This window comes from Brevibacterium sp. CCUG 69071, from assembly GCF_021023135.1.
Taxonomy (GTDB): domain Bacteria; phylum Actinomycetota; class Actinomycetes; order Actinomycetales; family Brevibacteriaceae; genus Brevibacterium.
On record NZ_PGFV01000001.1, the window covers coordinates 768,357 to 788,802 of the forward strand.

Sequence of the window (20,446 nt, forward strand, 5' to 3'; positions counted from 1 at the left end):
TAAACTCCTTGGTGTGGAAGGCGGTGGGGATCAGCCCACTGCCCCTTCCATCTGCAGTTCGATGAGGCGGTTGAGCTCGAGTGCGTATTCCATGGGCAGCTCGCGAGCGATCGGCTCGACGAATCCGCGCACGATCATCGCCATCGCCTCGGTTTCCTCCATACCGCGGCTCATCAGGTAGAAGAGCTGGTCCTCGCTCACCTTCGACACCGTGGCCTCGTGGCCGAGGGTCACATCGTCCTCGCGGATGTCGATGTAGGGGTAGGTGTCGGAGCGGGAGACGTTGTCGACGAGCAGGGCGTCGCAGAGGACGTTGTTCGACGAACCCTCGGCACCGGGGTGGACGTGGACGAGGCCGCGGTAGCCTGCGCGTCCGCCGCCGCGGGCCACAGACTTCGAGACGATCGAGGAGTGCGTGTGCGGAGCGGCGTGGACCATCTTCGCACCGGTGTCCTGGTGCTGTCCCTCGCCGGCGAAGGCCACGGACAGGGTCTCTCCTCGGGCGTGTTCGCCGGTCATCCAGATGGCCGGGTACTTCATGGTCACCTTGGAGCCGATGTTGCCGTCGACCCATTCCATGGAGGCGCCCTCTTCGGCGATCGCGCGCTTGGTCACGAGGTTGTAGACGTTGTTCGACCAGTTCTGGATCGTCGTGTAGCGGACCTTCGCATCCTTCTTCGCGATGATCTCGACGACGGCCGAGTGCAGGGAGTCCGTCTTGTAGATCGGAGCCGTGCAGCCCTCGACGTAGTGGACCGAGGAGCCTTCGTCGGCGATGATCAGGGTGCGTTCGAACTGGCCCATGTTCTCGGTGTTGATGCGGAAGTAGGCCTGCAGCGGAATCTCGACGTGGACGCCCTTGGGGACGTAGACGAAGGAGCCGCCGGACCACACGGCCGTGTTCAGAGCGGAGAACTTGTTGTCCCCGGCCGGAATGATCGAGCCGAAGTACTCCTCGAAGATCTCCGGGTGCTCGCGCAGGCCGGTGTCGGTGTCCATGAAGATGACACCCTGGCGCTCGAGCTCCTCGTTGATCTGGTGGTAGACGACCTCGGACTCGTACTGAGCCGCGACGCCGGCGACGAGGCGCTGCTTCTCCGCCTCGGGGATGCCGAGCCGGTCGTAGGTGTTGCGGATGTCCTCGGGCAGATCCTCCCATGAGGTGGCCTGACCTTCGGTGGAGCGCACGAAGTACTTGATGTCGGCGAAGTCGATGCCGGTGAGGTCCGCACCCCAGTTGGGCATGGGCTTCTTGTCGAAGAGCTTCAGGGCTTTCAGTCGACGGTTGAGCATCCACTCGGGTTCGTCCTTGAGCTTCGAGATGTTGCGCACCACGTCCTCGCTGAGGCCGCGCACCGCGGTCGCACCGGCGTCGGTATCGTCGTGCCAACCGTATGCGTACTGCCCGAGGTCTTTGAGCTCGGGGTTGGCATCGATGATCCGATTTCCTGTGTCAGTCATCGTGAACCTCCTTGAGGTCGATCATTGCTGTGAATGAGTGGTCTGGTGAGTTCCGAGGTGGGAATGTGGGTGGTGCAGACATGGTCCCCGTGCGCCAGCGACGAGAGCCTGCGCACATCCACGCCGAGGTAGTCCGAGAACATCTCGAGCTCCGCTTCGCAGATCTCCGGGAATTCCGAGGCCACCGCCTGGATCGGGCAGTGTCCCTGGCACAGCTGCATCGCTTCGAGGGGGGTTCCTGCCGCAACCGGGGTCGCCGAGGCGGCATATCCTTCCCTGGTCAGCGCGGCCGCCAGGGCTCGGGAACGGGACGCCACGGTGGTGCCGCCCCTCCTGTCGAGTTCTCCGCCGAGGCGGTCGCGGAGCTTGGCCACGAAATCCTCGGTGTATTCCTCGACGGCTTCCCCGCCATCGCGATCTTTCATGAATTTGAGGATGTTGACGGCCAGCTCATCGTAGGAATGGCTGACGGAGCCGTGCCCACGCGAAGTGACCACATAGTGCCTGGCCGGACGTCCCCGCCCCGACTGCTTCCCGGCGAATTCGCGCACCTCGATGAGGTCCTCGTTCTCGAGGGCATCGAGGTGGCGGCGGATCGCCGCCGGAGTCAGTTCGAGGGTTTTGGCCAGTGACGAAGCGGTGATGGGGCCTTCGTCGAGCACGGAGCTGAAGACCTTCTGCCGGGTTCGGCGATCTTCCGTGTCGTTTGCAGCCATTTTCCACCTCCTTGACTAACACAACAATATTGTTGCGTAATTTGTTTCGTAAAACTAGGTGAGCCTAACCGCACAAGGATTCGACCGACCGTAGAATGGTCGGGTGTCAGAATCGGCTCTCACCATTCGCGGTCTCCATTACTCGTACGGCGCCCACCACGTCGTCGACGGAATCGACCTCGACGCCGCGCCGGGATCCATCCTCGGCGTGCTCGGTCCCAATGGTGCGGGCAAGTCGACGACGATCTCCCTGGCTGTCGGCACGCGTGCCCCCGATGCCGGTCGGGTCGAGATCTTCGGCCATGACCCCCACCGCGAACACGAGACGACCTCGCAGCTGGCCGGGGTGATGCTCCAGGACGGCGGACTGCCGATGAGCGCGAAGCCGCTCCAGGTCCTCCGTCATCTCGCGTCCCTCTACTCGGATCCGGTCCCCGTGGACGAGCTTGCCGAACCCTTGGGTCTCCATGAGTTCTCCACGCGCACGATCCGTCGCCTCTCCGGCGGACAGAAGCAGCGGGTGGCTCTGGCCGCGGCCCTCATCGGCCGTCCCCGGTTGGTCTTCCTCGACGAACCCTGCGCCGGACTCGACCCGCAGGCCAGAGAGGTCGTCCACGACTTCATCCGGGATCTCGCCGCCGGCGGGGTGACCGTGGTGCTGACCACCCACGACCTCGCCGAGGCGGAGGAGCTCGCCGACGAGGTCGTCGTCATCGATCGCGGGCGGATCATCGCCCAGGGCGCTCCGGAGGAGCTGCGCAACGCCTCCCCCGCAGGTCGACGCCTCGAGATCCGCGTGGCCGAGGGCCTGGCGACTGCGCCGCAGACCGACCAGGACCGTGCGCGACTGCTCTCTGCCATGGACGCCGTCGCCCCCACCTCGGCGACCGGATCGAGTCTCATCGTCGACGGGGAGCTCGACAGCCACCAGATCGCCCGCCTCTGCACCCTCGTCGCCGAGGCGGGGCTGACGATCACGGACATAGACATGCATTCCCAGTCCCTGGCAGATGTGTTCTTCGAGCTCACGGGCAGGCCGCTGCGATGACTGAGAAGCCTGCTATGACCGGGACACCCGCGACGACTCAGTCACCGGCGGTGACGAACTCCCCCGCGCTGCGGACCAAGCGGATCTCCGCCCAGGTGCGATTCGAGACGGTCTCCGTCCTCCGCAACGGCGAGCAGCTGCTGCTCTCCCTCATCCTGCCTCTGGGCATGCTCGTCTTCCTCGCGAAGACCCCGCTGCTCGATGCCCTCGGGGCCATCCCACACGGTGGGGACCCGCTGATCGTGGCGCTGCCGGGAGCGCTGAGCCTGTGCCTGGCCTCGACCGCGTTCACCGGCCAGGCAATCGCGACCGCCTTCGACCGTCGCTACGGCGTGCTCAGACAGCTGGCGACGACGCCGCTGGGCACGAGCGGTCTGATTCTCGGCAAGCTGGGCGCGGTCATCGCCGTCATCATCATCCAATTCGCCCTCGCCTTCGCTATCGCCGCCGTGCTCGGCTTCACCGGGCCCGTCGACGTGCTCGCACTCGTCTGCGCCACGCTCCTGGGCACCGCCGCGCTGCTCTCCCTGGGTCTGCTCATGGCCGGCACCGTCCGCGCGGAGGCGACCCTGGCGGGAGCCAATCTCATCTGGGTGCTCATGGCCGGGGCGGGCGGCCTTGTCATCGCCCATCCAGGCGAATGGGGCACACTGGTCGGATACCTTCCGTCCGGCGCCCTGGGCGAGGCGATGCGCGCGGCTCTCGACGGGGCGGGCTTCGACGTCAAGGCAATGATCGTGCTCCTCTTATGGGGGCTGCTGGGAACGCTTGCCGCACGCAGGTGGTTCCGATTCGAATGAGGAGAGAAGTGGTCACAACCAGGATTCGCATCGCCGCATGGGCCATGCTCATCGCGCAGGGCGGAATCATCTTCACCGGCGGCATCGTCCGCCTCACCGGGTCCGGCCTCGGCTGCTCGGACTGGCCCAAATGCACCCCGGACTCGCTCGTGGCCACCCGCGAGATGGGCATCCACGGGGCCATCGAGTTCGGCAACCGCCTGCTCGCAGTGGCCTTGGCGATGCTCGGCGTGCTCATCCTCATCATGCTCTGGCGCGCCCGGAAGCGGCGCCCCGACCTGTTCTGGCTCAACCTCGGTCTGCTGGCGATCGTGCCCGTCCAGGCCGTGGTCGGCGGAATCACCGTCTGGACGAAGCTCAATCCCTGGGTCGTCGCCGGCCACTTCGTGCCCTCGGCCATCGCCGTCGGGGTCGCCGCCTACTTCGTCAGGCGCACCTATGACACCGGAGTCAGGCTCAAGACCAAGGCCCCGGCACCGCTGCCGGTGCTCGGCTGGATCATCCTCGCCCTGACCGCTGTCATCGTCCTCTTCGGAGTCCTCACCACCGGTGCCGGACCGCACTCGGGGTCGACGATCTCGACGCGCAACGGCTTGGACAACGTGTGGATCACCCGCGCCCATGCCTTCCCCGTCTGGCTGCTCGTCATCGTCACCGTCATCGGCCTGGTGCTCGCGTTCCGGCGCGGGCAGACCACCATGGTCCGCACCCTAACCGTGCTCCTCATCGTCGAACTCGCCCAAGGGCTCATCGGCTACGTCCAGTATTTCAACGGCGTTCCCGTCCCCCTGGTGGCCTTACACATGATCGGTCTCTCGGCTACCATTGCGGCAAGCGTTGCCGTCCTGGACAGCGCATATCCGAGGAGCACTCATCCCGACGCCGATAGTTCCGTGCCTGTGGTTTCCTGATCACGCCGAGGAGGCGATGGAGTTCTACTGCTCCGTCTTCCCGAACTCGCACATCGTCTCCATCGAACGCTACCCGGACGAGTCCCTCGATCCGCACTATGCGGGCATGAGCGGGAAGGTCATCACGGGCGTCTTCTTCCTCGACGGAAATCGCTTCATCTGCCTCGACGGCGGTCCGGCCTTCACCTTCAACGAGGCGATCTCGATGACCGTGGAATGCGCCGGGCAGGCCGAGATCGATCACTACTGGTCAGCACTGTCCGCGGTGCCCGAATCCGAGCAGTGCGGCTGGCTCAAGGACAGATACGGGGTGAGCTGGCAGATCGTGCCGGACAACCTCGGCGAACTGATGACCGGGGACGCTCAGGTCAAGGCGTTGATGGGAATGAAGAAGATCGTCATCGATGACCTCGTCAATGCGCGCTGAGGCTCAGCGACAGCAGCGCTGAGACTCAGGCGCTGAGGCTCACCAGATGCCGGGGATGAGCGTGTCGACGAAGGGGTCGATCGCGACGGCGAGGAAGAGCAGCGAGAGATAGGTGATCGATCCGTGGAAGACCTTCATCGCCCGCAGCGAAGTGCCGTTGAGGCCCTTCTTCGCGCGTGAGACCAGGGCGTAGCACGACCACAGGAACCAGGCGCCGGCGAGCACCGCGACGACGGTGTAGACGGGTCCCATCGGTGCGACCGGGATGAGCGCGAGCGAACAGGCCACCATCGCCCAGGTGTAGAGGATCATCTGTCGGCCCACCGATGTCGGCGGGACCTTCGAAGGCAGCATAGGAACGTCGGCGGCGTCGTAGTCGGCTTTGTACTTGATCGCCAGGGGCCAGTAGTGCGGCGGGGTCCAGAAGAAGATGACGAGGAACAGGATGAGCGGTTCCCAGGACAGGCTCCCGGTCACGGCCGACCAGCCGATGAGGACGGGCATACATCCCGCGGCGCCGCCCCACACGATGTTCTGCGTGGTGCGTCGTTTGAGGATGAGCGTGTAGAAGACGGCGTAGAGGAGGATCGCGCAGGCGGTCAGGCCCGCCGCGACCCAGTTGGTGAATCCGCCGAGCCAGAAGATCGACCCGAGCCCGAGTGCGCAGGCGAAGATCAGTGCCGCACGGGGAGAGATCTCACCTGTGACGAGGGGACGGTCCTTCGTCCGATCCATCTTCGCATCGATGTCACGGTCGACATAGCAGTTGAACACCGAGGCGGACGCAGCCGCAGCGGCTCCGCCGATGAGGGTGTTGAGGACCAGCCAGAGGTTCGGCATGCCCTGCGCGGCGAGGAACATCACCGGGGCGGTGGTGACGAGCAGGAGCTCGATCACCCGGGGCTTCGTCAGCGCGATGTAGGCGCCGATCTTCGACCGTGTACGTGGGGAGTGGCTCTGTTCGTCGATGGTCCTCTGCAGAGGCCGTTCGCTCTGCGTGTCCGGGTTCTGACGAAGTTCACTCACGGGTCCGATTCTACCCTCTGTCGAATTTTTTGCCAGTCGGCCCGACCTGTGTTGCCCACTCGGTCGCGACGGCCTCTCAGTCACGCTGATCTCGTCCGCTCTGCTCGCGGCCGCGCTGGCGGACGATGTTGACGATGAAGGCGATGGTCGCCGCGATCGGTGCCAGCAGGACGGCCTGGACGACCACGGTGGAGACGAGGCCCAGCGCCGCCGTCGACGACTCGGAGGCGAGGACGGACAGATCCACACCGAGTCCGAGAACTCCGGCGACGAGGCTGTAGATGAGGGTCGTGAACCAGGCGAGGCCGCCGCGGCGAGCGGTGAGCATGACGATGAGGGAGGCGACGAAGGGAAGGACCAGCACCGCGGTGAAGGCGAGCCACCCCAGCAGTGCGGCCACGTCGACGGGGGCGCGCAGCGGCTGCCCCAGCGCCGAGGCGACGGCGATGGTGACGATGGCGAACAGAACGGGGACGATGGGACCCGCAGCCAGCAGCCGGCGGCGTTCCCGGGATTCGGGAACCGAGGAAGCGGTGGCGATGCGGTGCGTCGGGCGGGAATCTGCCGCAGTCCGCGGCGCCAGCGTTGATCGGGATGGGGACAGAGACGATCGAGGTGAGGACAGAGACGTCCGGGTCGAATTCGTCATCGGCTGTGCTCCCTCGCCCACCGTGTTCCCTTCTGCTCGTCGACTGCGTGCAACCGCAGGGTCCGATCTGGTCTGATCTGGTCTGCCGCGACCACACTCTACCCCGAGGTCCGCCCGATGTCTCGGAGAGCGCGAGGGCGACCCGGCGCGGTAGAGTTTGAGTGCACGCTCGCAGCCGAACGAAGGATCGCTCGAAGACATGAACTCCCTGTCCTGGACAGAACTCGACAATCGCGCCGTCGACATCGCCCGCCTCCTCGCCGCAGACGCGGTCCAGAAGGCAGGGAACGGGCACCCCGGAACCGCGATGAGTCTGGCGCCGATCGCCCACTATCTCTACCAGCACGGGCTCACCCATGACCCCTCCGATCCCAGCTGGGTCGGTCGCGACCGCTTCGTCCTCTCCTGCGGCCACAGTTCCCTGACTCAGTACGTTCAGCTCTACCTCGCCGGCTTCGGACTCGAACTCGACGATCTTGAGGCCCTGCGCACCTGGGGCTCCCTGACCCCGGGCCACCCCGAGGTCGGCCACACCGCCGGCGTCGAGATCACCACCGGTCCGCTGGGCTCGGGCCTCGCCTCGGCGGTGGGCATGGCCATGGCCTCCCGTCGCGAACGCGGTCTCTTCGACCCCGCAGCCGCCCCCGGGGCCTCCCCGTTCGACCACTCGATCATCGTGCTCGCCTCCGACGGCGACCTCGAGGAGGGTGTGTCCGGCGAGGCCTCGTCCCTGGCCGGCACCCAGGAGCTGTCCAATCTGCTCGTGATCTGGGATGACAACAAGATCTCCATCGAAGACGACACCGCGATCGCCTTCGGTGAGGACACTGCGGCCCGCTACGCCGCCTACGGCTGGCACGTCCAGCACGTCGACTTCACCGCCGGAGGAGAGTACAAAGAGGACATCGAGGCCTTCCACGCCGCGGTCGAGGCCGCCCGCAAGGATTCCCGCCCCTCCTTCATCCGACTCTCGACGATCATCGCCTGGCCGGCTCCGAACGCCCAGAACACCGGCGGCTCGCATGGTTCGGCCCTCGGCGACGAGGAGATCCGGGCGACCAAGGAGGTCCTCGGCTTCGATCCCGAGGAGACCTTCGCCGTCGCCCCCGAGGTCCTCGAACACACCCGAGCCGTGCGTGAGCGCGGCCGCGCCGCGCACCTCGAATGGGACAAGGCCTTCGCCGCGTGGCGTGAGGCCAACCCGGACAACGCGGCCCTGTTCGACCGCCTCTCGAAGGGTCAGCTGCCGGAGAACCTCGACTCCGCCTTCCCCGTCTTCGAGGCCAGCGAGAAGGGCATCGCCACTCGCGCCGCCTCGGGGCAGGTCCTCAACGCCATCGCCGAGACGATGCCGGAGCTCTGGGGCGGCTCGGCCGACCTCGCAGGCTCGAACAACACCCTGATCAAGGGCGAGCCCAGCTTCCTGCCGGCACACCGGTCGACCGGGGCCTTCTCCGGCAACGAATACGGACGCAACATCCACTTCGGCGTGCGTGAGTTCTCGGCCGGACTCATCGGCAACGGCATCGCCCTCCACGGCGGCACCCGCCCCTACACGGGCACCTTCCTCGTCTTCAGCGACTACCAGCGCCCGGCCGTCCGCCTGGCGGCTCTGCAGGAGGTGCCGAACATCTTCGTGTGGACGCATGACTCGATCGGTCTCGGCGAGGACGGCCCGACCCACCAGCCCATCGAGCATCTTTCGGCGCTGCGCGCGATCCCCGGCCTCGATGTGGTCCGTCCCGCCGATGCCAATGAGACCGCCGTGGCCTGGCGCAAGATCCTCCAGCGCGGCGACGGCCCCAGCGGCCTCGTCCTCACCCGTCAGGCGGTGCCGGTCCTCGACCGGGAGAAGTACGCTCCCGCCGCCGAGGCCGAACGCGGCGGCTATGTGCTCACCGACACCGGTGACGAACCCGAGGTCGCCATCCTCGCCAGCGGCTCCGAGGTCGCCATCGCCCTGGCCGCCGCCGAGGAGCTCCACGCCTCCGGGACCGCCGCCCGGGTCATCTCCATGCCATGCCAGGAATGGTTCGACGCCCAGGACGAGGACTACCGTCGCACCGTGCTCCCCCGATCCCTCAAGGCCCGGGTGAGCATCGAGGCGGCCTCCGCCATGAGCTGGCACAAATACCTCGGCGATGCGGGCCGGGCCGTGTCCATCGAGCACTTCGGCGCCTCCGCCGACTACGCGACCCTGTACGAGAAGTTCGGCATCACCTCGGCGGCCGTCGTCACCGCCGCCGAGGATTCGATCGCCGCGGCGAAGGAGAACGCATGAGCACCAATCTGGAACGGCTGAGTTCGCACGGGGTCTCGATCTGGCTCGATGACCTCTCCCGCACCCGCCTGAAGTCCGGGGACCTCGCCCGGCTCATCGCGGAATCGCAGGTCACCGGGGTGACGACGAACCCGACGATCTTCGCCAATGCGATCGCCGGAGCCGACAGCTACGATGCTGCGGTCGCCGAACTCGCCGGACAGGGCGTCGAGGTCGATGAGGCCATCGAGTTCCTGACCACCACGGACGTGGCGGAGGCCGCTCGGCTCTTCCGCCCGATCTTCGATGCCACCGACGGCGACGACGGACGCGTGTCCATCGAGGTCGCTCCCCCGCTGGCCCATGATGCCGAGGGCACCGTGGCCTCGGCCAAGGCGCTGTGGGAGCGCGTCGGCGAACCGAACACGATGATCAAGATCCCGGCCACCGAGGCGGGCCTGCGAGCCATCTCGGAGACCATCGGCGCCGGTATCAGCGTCAACGTCACCCTCGTGTTCTCGCTGACTCGCTACCGTCACGTCGTCGAGGCGTTCCTGCAGGGGCTGGAGAAGGCCCGCGCCGCCGGACACGATCTGTCGACGATCCGGTCCGTGGCCTCGGTGTTCGTCTCCCGCGTCGACTCCGAGATCGATGCCCGACTCGACGCACTCGACGATCCCGCTGCCGCCGGGCTCAAGGGCCGGGCCGGCATCGCGAACTGTGTGCTCGCCCACGAGATCCATTCGCAGCTCTTCACCTCGGAGCGCTTCCGGGTCCTCGAACTCGCCGGCGCCCGGCCGCAGCGGCTGCTGTGGGCCTCGACCGGTGTGAAGAACCCCGACTACGCGGACACCATGTACGTGTCCGGTCTCGTCGCCGAGAACACGGTCAACACGATGCCCGAGCCGACGCTCGAGGCCTTCGCCGACCACGGTGAGGTCACCGGAGAGATCACGGCCTCCGACTACCGCGCCGCGGACGAGGTCTTCGACTCCCTGGCCCGACTCGGCATCGACTACGCGGAGGTGATGACCGTGCTCGAACAGCAGGGTCTGGAGAAGTTCGATGTCAGCTGGACCGAGCTCCAGGGCACGATCCGCACGGCGCTGGGTCGAGCATGAGACTCCAGCTCAGAGTTCCCGTCGACGAGGAGTTCGACGCCGAGCTCACTCGGCTGATCTCGGCGCGTGTGGCCGGCCGGATCACGGACAAGGACGCCGGGGTGTTCGACGATGCCGAGGGTGTCGCCTCCCGGTTAGGGTGGGTGGACCTGCCCGCCCATGCGGCCGAGCTGTGTGATGAGATCGAGTCCCTGCGACAGCGTCTGAGCGAGCAGGGTCTGCGGTCGATCAGCCTGACCGGAATGGGCGGCTCCTCCTTGGCGCCCGAGGTGATGGCCGGTACCGCCGGTGTCCGCCTCGAGGTCGTGGATTCGACCGACCCGAACCAGGTCGCCGAGGCGATCGGCACCGACCTGTCCCACACCGTTCTCGTCGTCGCCTCGAAATCGGGGACCACTGTCGAGACCGATGCGATCAGACGGGCCTTCTCCTCGGCGTTCGAGGCTCTCGGCATCGATCCGGGGTCACGGATGATCGCGATCACGGACCCGGGCACCGAGCTCGATGCGCTCGCGAACGAACAGGGCTTCCTCGCCACCTTCCGCGCCGATCCGACTGTAGGCGGTCGCTTCAGTGCGCTCTCGCCCTTCGGCCTGGTCCCGGCCGGACTCGCCGGTGTCGATGTGCGTGGCATCGTCGCAGCGGCGGCCTCAGCCGTTGCCGAGTTCGCCGCGGACTCCGCGGACAACCCGGTCCTGCGCTTCGGCACCTGGCTGGGCATCGGACATGCGCGGGCGACCGAGAAGCTCGTACTCGCTGAGACCTCACCGGCACTGACTGGGCTCTCCCCCTGGGTCGAGCAGCTCGTCGCCGAGTCTCTCGGCAAGGACGGGCAAGGTATCCTGCCGGTCGTCGTCGACGGAACCGGCGATGTCGGCTTCTCCGATGCCCGGGCCGATGCTCTGCTAAGTGTGCTCGGTACCGCAGACGAGGGCCTCGGTGCCCCCTCCGGATTCGAGGCCGTCGTCGATGGCAGCCTCGGCGAGCTGTTCATGTTCTGGGAGTACGCCACGGCGATCGCCGGCTACAGCATCGGGGTCAACCCGTTCGATCAGCCGGACGTCGAGTCCGCGAAGGCCAATGCCAAGCAGGTGCTGGCACGACCGGCCGACGGAGACGAACAGCCTCCGGCGTTCCGGGAGGGCCAGGTGCAGGTCTTCGGCTCCGGTGAGGGTGTTCAGACCCTGAAGGAGGCTCTCGAAGAGCTCTTCGCCACGGTCGACGAATACGGTTATGTCGGGATCCAGGCCTATCTCGACAGGATCGCCGATGCGGCGGCGGAGGGGCTGCGCGCCCTGGTGTCCACGCATGCCGGCGTGCAGACCACCTTCGGCTTCGGACCGAGGTACCTGCATTCGACGGGCCAATACCACAAGGGCGGCCACCCGAACGGGGTGTTCCTCCAGATCACGGCCGAACCCCGGACGGATCTGCTGGTGCCGGGCCGCTCCTACGGGTTCACGGAGCTCCAGCGGGCACAGGCGGCCGGGGATGCCGCCGCACTGGCCGAGAGGAATCGCCCGGTGCTCCGCCTCCACCTGCTCGATCGGACCCTCGGCCTCCAGCAGGTGCGCGAAGCCCTCGGCACGATCTCGCCCCAGCACCACTTCGGCGTGGACTGAGGACTGCTCGGGGCTCAGGACTGCTCGGGGCTGAGGACTGCTGTGGACTGAGGGCTGCTCGGGGCTGAGGACTGCTGTGGACTGAGCGCTGCTCGGACCTGAAAACAGCTCAGGAGACGCGCGGCAGGAAGGGCCCCGACCATTCGGTCGAGGCCCTTCCTGCTGCGCGGGTGCTCGGGGTGTGATCAGCCGTTGAAGCGGGTGATGAGTCCGAGCAGGATGATGCTGGCCGCCCACACGATCGCCATCAGCGTGGTGAAGCGGTTGAGGTTGCGCTCGGCCACGCCGGACGAGCCGAGCGACGATGACATTCCGCCGCCGAACATGTCCGACATGCCTCCGCCCTTGCCCTTGTGCATGAGGATCAGCAGGGTGAGGAAGATGCTCGTGAGCACGAGCAGCGCAATGAGTATGATGTTGAGGATTTCCACGTCGGTAACAGCCTCTGTATTCGTCAGGTGATTTGCAGTTCAGTCTACTTGGCGACCGCGGCCTTGCACAAAGCGGCGAAGTCGGGGCCGTTGAGGCTGGCTCCGCCGACGAGCGCTCCGTCGACATCGGCCGAGGCCACGATCTCTGCGACGTTGTCGGTCTTGACCGAGCCGCCGTAGATGATGCGGGTGGCTTCTGCCAGTCCGGGTCCGTACTTCTCGCCCAGGTGGGCGCGGATCGCTGAGGCCATCTCCGCGGCATCGGCGGCGGTCGCCGTCTCCCCGGTCCCGATCGCCCACACGGGTTCATAGGCGATGACGAGGCCGTCGAGGGCCTCGGCTCCGAGTCCGGCCAGGGACTCCTCGAGCTGACGCAGCGTGAAGTCGACATGGGTCTTCTCCTGCCGCTGGTCGAGCGACTCGCCCACGCAGAGGATCGGGGTGAGATCAGCGGACACCGCCGCCTTGATCTTCGCGGCCACGATCTCATCGGTTTCGTGGTTGTTCGCGCGTCGTTCGCTGTGGCCGATGACGACATAGCTGCAGCCGAGCCGGGACAGGAACGAGGCGGCGATCTCTCCGGTGTGTGCTCCAGGTTCATGCTGGGAGACGTCCTGGGCACCGTAGCCCAACCACAGCTTGTCGCCCTGGATGAGGGTCTGGACGGAGCGGATGTCGGTGAACGGCGGAATCACGACGACTTCGCAGCGACTCTCGTCGAGCTTGGCGTCTTCTAAGGCCCAGGCGAGTTTCTGGACGCTGGAGATGGCCTCGAGATGATCGTGGTTCATCTTCCAGTTTCCGGCCAGGAGCAGGGTGCGGTCGCTCATTGTGCTCTTCTTCCTTATGCGAGTGCGTCGAGTCCGGGCAGGGTCTTGCCTTCGAGGTATTCGAGGCTGGCTCCTCCGCCCGTGGAGATGTGTCCGAATTCCTCATCGGAGAAGCCGAGGCTGCGCACGGCCGCCGCGGAATCGCCGCCGCCGACAACGGTGAGGCGCTCCCCCTCGGCCGCGGAGGCGGTCAGCGCCTGCGCCACGGACTTGGTTCCGGCGGCGAAGGCCGCGAATTCGAAGACGCCCATCGGACCGTTCCAGAACACGGTGGCCGAGTTCTCGATGATCTGCGCGTAGGCGGTGGCGGTCTCGGGTCCGATGTCGAGGCCGAGTCCGCTGTCTGCCGCCGGCGTCGATTCGAGTGCGTCGATCGGGCGGATCCAGTTCTCGGCATCTGCGGCGAAGGAGGCAGCCATGACGATGTCGGTGGGCAGCACGATCCGCGCTCCCCCAGCCTGCGAGCGTTCGAGGTAGCTCTTGACGTCGGCGATCCGGTCGGTCTCGACGAGGCTCGAGCCGATGCTGTGACCCAGTGCTGCGAGGAAGGTGAAGACCATGCCGCCGCCGATGAGCAGATTGTCCGCCCGATCGATGAGGTTATCGATGACGCCGAGCTTGTCCGAGACCTTCGAGCCGCCGAGGACGACGGTGAAGGGGGCCTGCGGGTCGTTGAGCAGGCGGTCGCTAACTTCGACCTCGGCCCGCACGAGCGAACCGGCGTAGTGGGGCAGCAGTTCGGCGATGTCGAAGACCGAGGCCTGCTTGCGATGGACGACGCCGAATCCGTCGGAGACGAAGTCGTCGGCGAGTGCGGCGAGCTCGGCGGCGAAGGCCTGCCGCTGGGCGTCGTCCTTCGCGGTCTCTCCGGGGTTGAAGCGGAGATTCTCGAGCAGCACCACCTGTCCCTCGCTCAGACCGGCAGCCTTCGCCTTCGCGTCCTCACCGACGGTGTCGGAGGCGAAGGCGACCTCGCGGCCGATCGCCGTGGCGAGTTCCGGGGCGATCGGGGCCAGGGAGTACTGCGGGTCGGGTTCGCCCTTGGGACGGCCGAGGTGGGACATGACGATGACCTTGGCCCTCGCCTCGGCGAGGTTCTTGATCGTGCCCGCCGAGGCGAGGATCCGGCCGCGGTCGGTGATCGTCGTCCCGTCCATCGGAACGTTGAGATCGCTGCGGACGAGCACCGTGTGCCCGGCGAAGATCCCCGGATCGTCGTAAGTCCTCATGAGGTCCTTTCCCTGAGAATGTAGCTGAGCATGTCCTTGAGACGGTTCGTGTAGCCCCACTCGTTGTCGTACCAGGCCACGATCTTGATCTGGTTGCCCAGGGCCATCGTCAGCTTGGAGTCGACGATCGCCGAGGCGGTGGTGCCGACGATGTCGGTGGAGACGAGTTCGTCGGTCGAATAGTCGAGATAGGGCGAGTCCGCGGCGGCGGCCTCGAGGATCTCGTTGATCTCCTCGGCGCTGGTCTCGCGTCCCGGGGTGAAGGTGAAGTCGATGATCGAACCGGCCGGCACGGGAACACGCACGGCGAGGCCGTCGAGCTTGCCGGCCAGGTGCGGGATGACCTTGCCAACGGTGCGGGCGGCACCCGTGGTGGTGGGCACGATGTTGATCGCGGCCGCCCGGGCCCGGCGCAGGTCGCGGTGGGGGCCGTCGACGAGCATCTGGTCCCCGGTGTAGGCGTGGACGGTGTTGAGCAGACCGGATTCGACGCCGATCGCGTCGTCGACGGCCTTGACCACGGTGGCCATGCAGTTCGTCGTGCACGAGGCGTTGGAGACCACGGTGTGCTGGGCAGGATCGAAGTCGGATTCGTTCACGCCCATCACGAACGTGGCGTCGACGTCCTTGCCGGGGGCGGAGAGGACCACGGTCTGCACGGACCCGCCGAGGTGGGCCTCGGCCTGGTCACGGCGAGTGAATCGGCCCGTGGATTCGACGACGAGTTCGACGTTCTGGGAACTCCAGTCGATGCTGCCCGGATCGGCCTGGCTGAACACGGCGATGGTCCGGCCGTCGACGGTCAAGGAGTCCTTACCGGCGCTGACCTCGTGGTCGAAGCGCGGCCACACGGAATCGTGGGTCAGCAGGTGGGCGAGGGTCTCGGTATCGGTGAGATCGTTGATCGCAACGACCTCGAGATCGGAGGAGGGTTCGAGGGTCAGACGGAACAGGGCGCGGCCGATACGGCCGAAGCCGTTGATAGCGATTCGTCTCATGCCTCGATCTTAGCGATCTTCGAGCATTTCCGGAGTCAGGCTGGCTTCGGTTCCCGGAATTCCCAGTTCCTCGGCATGTTTGTCAGCCGTGGACAGGAGGCGGCGGATGCGGCCGGCCACCGCGTCCTTGGTCATCGGCGGATCCGCCAGCTGCCCGAGCTCCTCGAGGGAGGCCTGTTTGTGGGTGACGCGCAGCTGACCGGCGTAGCGCAGATGTTCGGGGACTTCGTCTCCGAGGATCTCCAGGGCGCGTTCGACTCTTGCGCCTGCGGCCACTGCCGCACGGGCCGAGCGGCGCAGGTTCGCGTCATCGAAGTTCGCCAGGCGGTTGGCCGTGGCCCGCACCTCACGGCGCATGCGCCGCTCCTCCCAGACGAGCACGGCGCTGTGTGAGCCCATCCGCGTCAGCAGGGCGGCGATGTCGTCTCCGTCGCGGATGACGACGCGGTCGACCCCGCGGACCTCCCGGGCCTTGGCGCTCAGGCCCAGACGACGGGCGGCTCCGACGAGAGCCAGCGCGGCCTCCGGTCCCGGGCAGGTGACTTCGAGGGCGGATGATCGTCCCGGTTCGGTCAGTGAGCCGTGGGCGAGGAACGCGCCTCGCCAGGCGGCCTCGGCGTCGGCGACGGAGCCGTTGACGATGGCCGAGGGCAGTCCGCGGACGGGGCGTCCGCGGTTGTCGACGAGACCCGTCTGGCGGGCCAGCGCTCCCCCGTCTCGGGTCACGCGCAGCAGGTAGCGGTTCGAGCGGCGGATGCCGGCGGCGTTGATGACGACGATGTCGGCGAACTGGCCGTAGAGGTCCTTGATCTCGCTGCGCAGACGCTTCGCCGCCTGCGCGGTGTCGAGCTCGGCCTCGAGCACGATCGAACCGTTGACGAGATGGAGAGCCGAAGAGAAGCGGAAGATGGCCGAGACTTCGGCCTTGCGCGCCGAGGTGCGGGTGATCGTGACCCGGGCCAGCTCATCCTTGACCTGAGCGGTCAGTGCCATTGTTCGTCCTCCTGCGCCTGAATTTCCTACCACTGCTCGTCCACACCGATCCCGGCGTCGATCAACATGTCACGGTAACACGCCGCGAGCTTGAGGCTGTCATGCTGACCCACCCGCCTCGAGCGCAGCGGACGCACCCAGAGTTTGGCGTTGAACATGTCGCGGGCGCGCTGTTCGAGGTCAGGTTCGACGGCGGTCGCGGCCTCGTCCACCAGCACATAATGCAGCTCGAGCGCGGGGGCGTGCCGGTGAAGGGACATGAGGTGCTCGCCGAGGCTGAGGTCCCGGGTCTCGCCATCGGTGGAGCTGAGGTTCAACGTGAGAGATTTCACCGCACCGGACCTGCCGATCGCCTCGGCGAGGGAGGGCACGAGCAGATGCGGCATCACCGAGGTGTACCAGGAGCCCGGCCCGAGGTTGAGCACATCGGCTTCCTGCACGGCTTCGATGGTCTCGTACCTGGCCGGAGGGACCGCGGGGTCGAGGCGGACGTTCTCTACGTGGCCGCGGGTGGACGCGAGGACGGACTGGCCGCGGACGACCTGGAAGGATCCGGGGAACTTCACATCGGCCTCGATCGTCAGCGGCACCGAGGACATCGGCAGGACGCGTCCGTGGGCGCGCAGCAGCTTGGCCATCCAGTCGAGTCCGGCGACGTGATCGCCGTGGATCTGCCAGAGGGCGGCGATGAGGAGGTTGCCCACTGCGTGACCGCTGAGCTCCCCTTCGGAGTCGAAGCGGTGCTGGATCACATCACGCCAGGTCTTGCCCCAGTTGCCGTCATCGCAGAGCGCGGCGAGAGCCATCCGCAGATCACCCGGCGGCAGCCCGCCGAGTTCGTCGCGGAGACGACCGGAGGACCCGCCGTCGTCGGCGACGGTGACGACGGCGGTCAGCGATTCGGTGAGCAGGCGGAAGGCCCGCAGAGCCGCGTAGAGTCCGTGTCCGCCGCCGAAGGAGACGATCTTGGGGCCTTTGTTCTGCACCGCGGGGGTGATCTGCGGGAGGTCTTCGGTCTCCATCTCATTCTCTCCCCAGATCGCGGTGGCGCACGGAGACCGGGATGCCGGTCTGTGCGGCCAGGCTCTTGGCCACGCGTTCGCTGATCGCCACCGAACGGTGCTTGCCGCCGGTGCAGCCGATGCCGATCATGGCGTAGCCGCGACCTTCGTGGAGATAGCCGCGAGAGACGGTCTCGAGCGTCGCGGTGTAGCGTTCGATGAATTCCTCGGCGCCGTTCTGTTCGAGCACATAGTCGGCGACATCGGAGTCGAGTCCGTTGTGCCCGCGCAGGTGCGGAATCCAGTACGGGTTGGGCAGGAAGCGGACATCGGCGACGTGGTCGGCGTCCTTGGGCAGGCCGTATTTGAATCCGAAGCTCATCACGGTCAGCCGCAGCGGCGGGGCGTCGTCGGCGCTGAATCGCTTGCGGACCTCGCTCGAGAGCTGGTGCACGTTGAGCGTGGAGGTGTCGATGATGATGTCGGCGCGATGTTTGAGCGATTCGAGGCTCGAGCGTTCGGCTTCGATGCCGTCGAGCAGCGTGCCCTCGCCCTGCAGAGGGTGGGGTCTGCGGGTGGATTCGAAGCGGCGCACGAGCACCTCGTCGGAGGCTTCGAGGTAGAGGATCGACAGGGACAGCCCCTGATCGATGAAGTCGCCGATCGTGTTCTCGAGCTCTTCGTATTTGGCGCGCCCCTTCGAATCGGTGACGATCGCGATCTTCGGCAGGGCACCGTCGGCGCGGGCGACGAGTTCGACCAGCGGTCGCATCATCTGCGGGGGCAGATTGTCGACGACGTACCAGTCCATGTCCTCGAGCACATTGGCGACAGTGGTCCGACCGGCCCCGGACATTCCGGTGACGAGCACGACCTCGATGGGATGGTCGGCACCGTTCGATTCGGTCTGCGTACTCACTCGTCCTCCTGGGGGTGCGCGTCGACATGCTGGCGGCAGGCGGGTGCGAAACCCGCTCGGACACTACTCTAGAGCAGAAATCGGACGCTCAGTCTGCGGGGGAGTCTCAGTCTTCGCACCGCCCGGACTCTCCGGTGGCTCAGTCGGCGAGGGCGTCCGCGATCTTCTCCGCCAGGGCCGGTCCGATGCCCTTGACCTCGCAGATCTCGTCGATACTCGCCGCCCGGACCTTCTTGACCGAACCGAAGTGTCGCAGCAGCGCGGTGCGCTTGGACTCGCCCAGCCCCGAGATGTCGTCGAGGACGGAGGAGGTCATCGCCTTCGCCCGCTTCGAGCGGTGGTAGCTGATGGCGAAGCGGTGGGCTTCGTCACGCAGCCGCTGCATGAGGAAGAGGCCCTCGGAGTTGCGCGGCAGGATGACGGGGAACGGATCCTCGGGAACCCACACCTCCTCGAGGCGTTTGGCCAGTCCGACCACGGAGATGTCGGGGATGCCGAGATCGCCCAGCGCCCGCATGGCCGCGGCGACCTGCGGTCCGGCACCGTCGACGACGAGGAGGCTGGGCCGGTAGCCGAAGCGGTCGTCGGGTTCCTCGGAGCTCATCTGCTCGAGGTAGCGGCTGAACCGTCGGGAGACCACGTCGTACATGGAGGCGGTGTCATCGGCGGCGGCCTCGCCGTGGATGGCGAAGTGCCGGTAGTCGCGCTTCTTGGCCATGCCGTCCTCGAACACGACGAGCGAGGCCACGACATTGGATCCCTGGGTGTGGGAGATATCGATGCATTCGATGCGCAGCGGCGCCTCGGGCAGATCGAGGTGCTCCTGGATCTCCTTGAGCGCCTGGCTGCGGGTCGTGAGGTCGGAGGAGCGTTTGAGCTTGTGCTGGATCAGCGCCTCCTTCGCGTTCTTGCTCACGGTTTCGAGGGCCGCCTTCTTCTCACCCCGCTCCGGCACTCGGACGGTGACCTTGGCCCCGCGCTGTTCGCTCAGCCAGGCTTCGAGGGAGTCGAGGTCGGCCGGGAGGGTGTCGACGAGGATCTCCTTCGGGATCGCATCGGCGTCGAGCCCGGAGTAGGCCTGCCGCAGATAGTCGGTGGTCAGCTCCTCCGGCGTGTGGTTATCGGAGCGTTCGATGATCCAGCCGCGCTGACCGCGGATCCGACCCTGGCGGACGTGGAAGACCTGCACCGAGGCCTCGAGCTCTTCGGTCACCAGGGCGAAGACATCGCAGTCGGCGCTGACGGAGAGCACCACCGCGGACTTGTCGAGAACCTTCTGGAGTGCGGTGATCTCGTCGCGCAGCCGGGCCGCCCGTTCGTAGTCGAGCTCGGCCGCCGCAGCGGACATCTCCTTCTGCCGGTAGCTGATGAAGCGTCCCGTGTTGCCGGACATGAAGTCGGAGATGCTGCGGGCGAGATCCCGGTGCTCCTCCTTGCCGATCTGACCGACGCAGGGGGCGGCGCACTTGTCGATGTAGCCGAGCAGGCAGGGTCGGCCGCTGCGTTCGGCCCGCCGGTAGACTCCGGCGGTGCAGGTGCGCATCGGGAAGGCGCGCAGCAGCAGGTCGAGGGTGTCCTTGATCGCCCACACCTGTGCGAAGGGCCCGAAGTACTTGATCCCCTTGCGACGCTTCCCCCGGGTGATGAAGGCCCGCGGGACCTCGTCGCCCATGGTGATCGCCAGGTACGGGTACGACTTGTCGTCGCGGAACATGACGTTGAACCGCGGATTGAATTCGTTGATCCACGTCCACTCGAGCTGGAGCGCCTCCACCTCGGTGTCGACGACGGTCCATTCCACCGAGGCGGCCGTATGCACCATCGTCGACGTGCGCGGGTGCAGCTGCGCCGGGTTCGCGAAGTAGGAGTTGAGCCGGTTGCGGAGGTTCTTCGCCTTCCCGACGTAGATCACCCGTCGATCGGGGTCCCGGAACTTGTAGACCCCGGCCGAGGTCGGGATCGAGCCCGTCGCCGGACGATAGCTGGCTGGATCAGGCATCGCAC

General features: G+C 66.7%; 19 protein-coding genes. 7 read left to right on the plus strand and 12 right to left on the minus strand.

Annotation, left to right across the window (positions count from 1 at the left end; all coding sequences use genetic code 11):
• Positions 1-30 precede the first annotated feature (30 nt).
• Entirely contained in the window at positions 31-1,461 is a 1,431-nt protein-coding gene (gene sufB / locus CV023_RS03590) for a Fe-S cluster assembly protein SufB (protein WP_230744079.1), read from the minus strand.
• Positions 1,458-2,177 carry a helix-turn-helix transcriptional regulator gene (locus CV023_RS03595; RefSeq protein ID WP_230744080.1) on the minus strand — a complete coding sequence of 240 codons (720 nt, stop codon included), beginning with the start codon at positions 2,175-2,177 and terminating at the stop codon, positions 1,458-1,460. The genes sufB and CV023_RS03595 overlap by 4 nt, the downstream gene beginning before the upstream one ends.
• A 103-nt stretch (positions 2,178-2,280) precedes the next feature.
• Here CV023_RS03595 and CV023_RS03600 point away from each other — a divergent pair, with 103 nt between their 5' ends.
• From CV023_RS03600 to CV023_RS03615, 4 genes are read left to right on the plus strand one after another with little or no spacing between them, the layout of a single operon-like run.
• On the plus strand, positions 2,281-3,225 hold the full coding sequence (locus CV023_RS03600; protein ID WP_230744081.1) for an ABC transporter ATP-binding protein: 945 nt from the start codon (positions 2,281-2,283) through the stop codon (positions 3,223-3,225).
• Positions 3,226-3,239: 14 nt separating this feature from the next.
• Positions 3,240-4,025 carry an ABC transporter permease gene (locus CV023_RS03605; RefSeq protein WP_230744082.1) on the plus strand — a complete coding sequence of 262 codons (786 nt, stop codon included), beginning with the start codon at positions 3,240-3,242 and terminating at the stop codon, positions 4,023-4,025.
• An 8-nt stretch (positions 4,026-4,033) separates the two neighbouring features.
• Positions 4,034-4,936, plus strand: a complete 903-nt coding sequence (locus CV023_RS03610) for a COX15/CtaA family protein (protein ID WP_230744083.1) — start codon at positions 4,034-4,036, stop codon at positions 4,934-4,936.
• A gap of 16 nt (positions 4,937-4,952) precedes the next feature.
• Entirely contained in the window at positions 4,953-5,363 is a 411-nt protein-coding gene (locus CV023_RS03615; protein ID WP_230744084.1) for a VOC family protein, read from the plus strand.
• A 39-nt stretch (positions 5,364-5,402) separates the two neighbouring features.
• On the opposite strand, the gene CV023_RS03620 is transcribed toward CV023_RS03615, so the two are convergent.
• Both CV023_RS03620 and CV023_RS03625 read right to left on the minus strand, forming a co-directional pair.
• Positions 5,403-6,389, minus strand: coding sequence for a heme o synthase (locus CV023_RS03620; RefSeq protein ID WP_230744085.1), 987 nt, complete (start codon positions 6,387-6,389; stop codon positions 5,403-5,405).
• A 76-nt stretch (positions 6,390-6,465) separates the two neighbouring features.
• Complete coding sequence (locus CV023_RS03625) at positions 6,466-7,038, minus strand: hypothetical protein (protein ID WP_230744086.1); 573 nt, start codon at positions 7,036-7,038, stop codon at positions 6,466-6,468.
• Between the two features lie 199 nt (positions 7,039-7,237).
• Between CV023_RS03625 and tkt the strand changes: the two genes are divergently transcribed.
• Genes tkt through CV023_RS03640 form a run of 3 tightly spaced genes read left to right on the plus strand, consistent with a single transcriptional unit; the run spans position 7,238 to position 12,041 of the window.
• Positions 7,238-9,319, plus strand: coding sequence for a transketolase (gene tkt, locus CV023_RS03630; protein WP_230744087.1), 2,082 nt, complete (start codon positions 7,238-7,240; stop codon positions 9,317-9,319).
• Positions 9,316-10,419 (plus strand): transaldolase, encoded by a 1,104-nt coding sequence (gene tal, locus CV023_RS03635; RefSeq protein ID WP_230744088.1) that lies wholly within the window; start codon positions 9,316-9,318, stop codon positions 10,417-10,419. The genes tkt and tal overlap by 4 nt, the downstream gene beginning before the upstream one ends.
• Positions 10,416-12,041: a glucose-6-phosphate isomerase gene (locus tag CV023_RS03640; RefSeq protein WP_230744089.1), complete on the plus strand. Its 1,626-nt coding sequence runs from the start codon at positions 10,416-10,418 to the stop codon at positions 12,039-12,041. The genes tal and CV023_RS03640 overlap by 4 nt, the downstream gene beginning before the upstream one ends.
• 185 nt (positions 12,042-12,226) lie before the next feature.
• On the opposite strand, the gene secG is transcribed toward CV023_RS03640, so the two are convergent.
• From secG to uvrC, 8 genes are all read right to left on the minus strand, one after another.
• Positions 12,227-12,472 carry a preprotein translocase subunit SecG gene (secG, locus tag CV023_RS03645; RefSeq protein WP_230744090.1) on the minus strand — a complete coding sequence of 82 codons (246 nt, stop codon included), beginning with the start codon at positions 12,470-12,472 and terminating at the stop codon, positions 12,227-12,229.
• A gap of 44 nt (positions 12,473-12,516) precedes the next feature.
• A complete protein-coding gene (tpiA, locus tag CV023_RS03650) occupies positions 12,517-13,302 on the minus strand; it encodes a triose-phosphate isomerase (protein WP_230744091.1) in 786 nt (261 codons plus the stop codon).
• 14 nt (positions 13,303-13,316) lie between these two features.
• Positions 13,317-14,531, minus strand: a complete 1,215-nt coding sequence (locus tag CV023_RS03655) for a phosphoglycerate kinase (RefSeq protein WP_230744092.1) — start codon at positions 14,529-14,531, stop codon at positions 13,317-13,319.
• Positions 14,528-15,529 carry a type I glyceraldehyde-3-phosphate dehydrogenase gene (gene gap, locus CV023_RS03660; protein ID WP_230744093.1) on the minus strand — a complete coding sequence of 334 codons (1,002 nt, stop codon included), beginning with the start codon at positions 15,527-15,529 and terminating at the stop codon, positions 14,528-14,530. Before gap ends, CV023_RS03655 begins: the two co-directional genes overlap by 4 nt.
• 9 nt (positions 15,530-15,538) lie before the next feature.
• Complete coding sequence (whiA, locus tag CV023_RS03665; protein ID WP_230744094.1) at positions 15,539-16,522, minus strand: DNA-binding protein WhiA; 984 nt, start codon at positions 16,520-16,522, stop codon at positions 15,539-15,541.
• A gap of 26 nt (positions 16,523-16,548) precedes the next feature.
• The gene (locus tag CV023_RS03670) at positions 16,549-17,544 is read right to left on the minus strand and encodes a gluconeogenesis factor YvcK family protein (protein WP_230744095.1); all 996 of its coding nucleotides are present in this window, start codon (positions 17,542-17,544) and stop codon (positions 16,549-16,551) included.
• A 1-nt stretch (position 17,545) separates the two neighbouring features.
• Positions 17,546-18,442: an RNase adapter RapZ gene (gene rapZ, locus CV023_RS03675; protein WP_230744096.1), complete on the minus strand. Its 897-nt coding sequence runs from the start codon at positions 18,440-18,442 to the stop codon at positions 17,546-17,548.
• A 139-nt stretch (positions 18,443-18,581) separates the two neighbouring features.
• Positions 18,582-20,441: an excinuclease ABC subunit UvrC gene (uvrC, locus tag CV023_RS03680; RefSeq protein ID WP_230744097.1), complete on the minus strand. Its 1,860-nt coding sequence runs from the start codon at positions 20,439-20,441 to the stop codon at positions 18,582-18,584.
• Between the last annotated feature and the right edge of the window lie 5 nt (positions 20,442-20,446).

Coding starts and splice junctions, on each gene's coding strand:
- CV023_RS03595 (WP_230744080.1), bottom strand. CDS start 2,177: ATGGCTGCAAACGACACGGAAGATCGCCGAACCCGGCAGAAGGTCTTC.
- CV023_RS03605 (WP_230744082.1), top strand. CDS start 3,240: ATGACCGGGACACCCGCGACGACTCAGTCACCGGCGGTGACGAACTCC.
- tal (WP_230744088.1), top strand. CDS start 9,316: ATGAGCACCAATCTGGAACGGCTGAGTTCGCACGGGGTCTCGATCTGG.
- CV023_RS03625 (WP_230744086.1), bottom strand. CDS start 7,038: ATGACGAATTCGACCCGGACGTCTCTGTCCTCACCTCGATCGTCTCTG.
- whiA (WP_230744094.1), bottom strand. CDS start 16,522: ATGGCACTGACCGCTCAGGTCAAGGATGAGCTGGCCCGGGTCACGATC.
- CV023_RS03655 (WP_230744092.1), bottom strand. CDS start 14,531: ATGAGGACTTACGACGATCCGGGGATCTTCGCCGGGCACACGGTGCTC.
- tpiA (WP_230744091.1), bottom strand. CDS start 13,302: ATGAGCGACCGCACCCTGCTCCTGGCCGGAAACTGGAAGATGAACCAC.
- tkt (WP_230744087.1), top strand. CDS start 7,238: ATGAACTCCCTGTCCTGGACAGAACTCGACAATCGCGCCGTCGACATC.
- uvrC (WP_230744097.1), bottom strand. CDS start 20,441: ATGCCTGATCCAGCCAGCTATCGTCCGGCGACGGGCTCGATCCCGACC.
- CV023_RS03615 (WP_230744084.1), top strand. CDS start 4,953: ATGGAGTTCTACTGCTCCGTCTTCCCGAACTCGCACATCGTCTCCATC.
- sufB (WP_230744079.1), bottom strand. CDS start 1,461: ATGACTGACACAGGAAATCGGATCATCGATGCCAACCCCGAGCTCAAA.
- CV023_RS03670 (WP_230744095.1), bottom strand. CDS start 17,544: ATGGAGACCGAAGACCTCCCGCAGATCACCCCCGCGGTGCAGAACAAA.
- CV023_RS03640 (WP_230744089.1), top strand. CDS start 10,416: ATGAGACTCCAGCTCAGAGTTCCCGTCGACGAGGAGTTCGACGCCGAG.
- gap (WP_230744093.1), bottom strand. CDS start 15,529: ATGAGACGAATCGCTATCAACGGCTTCGGCCGTATCGGCCGCGCCCTG.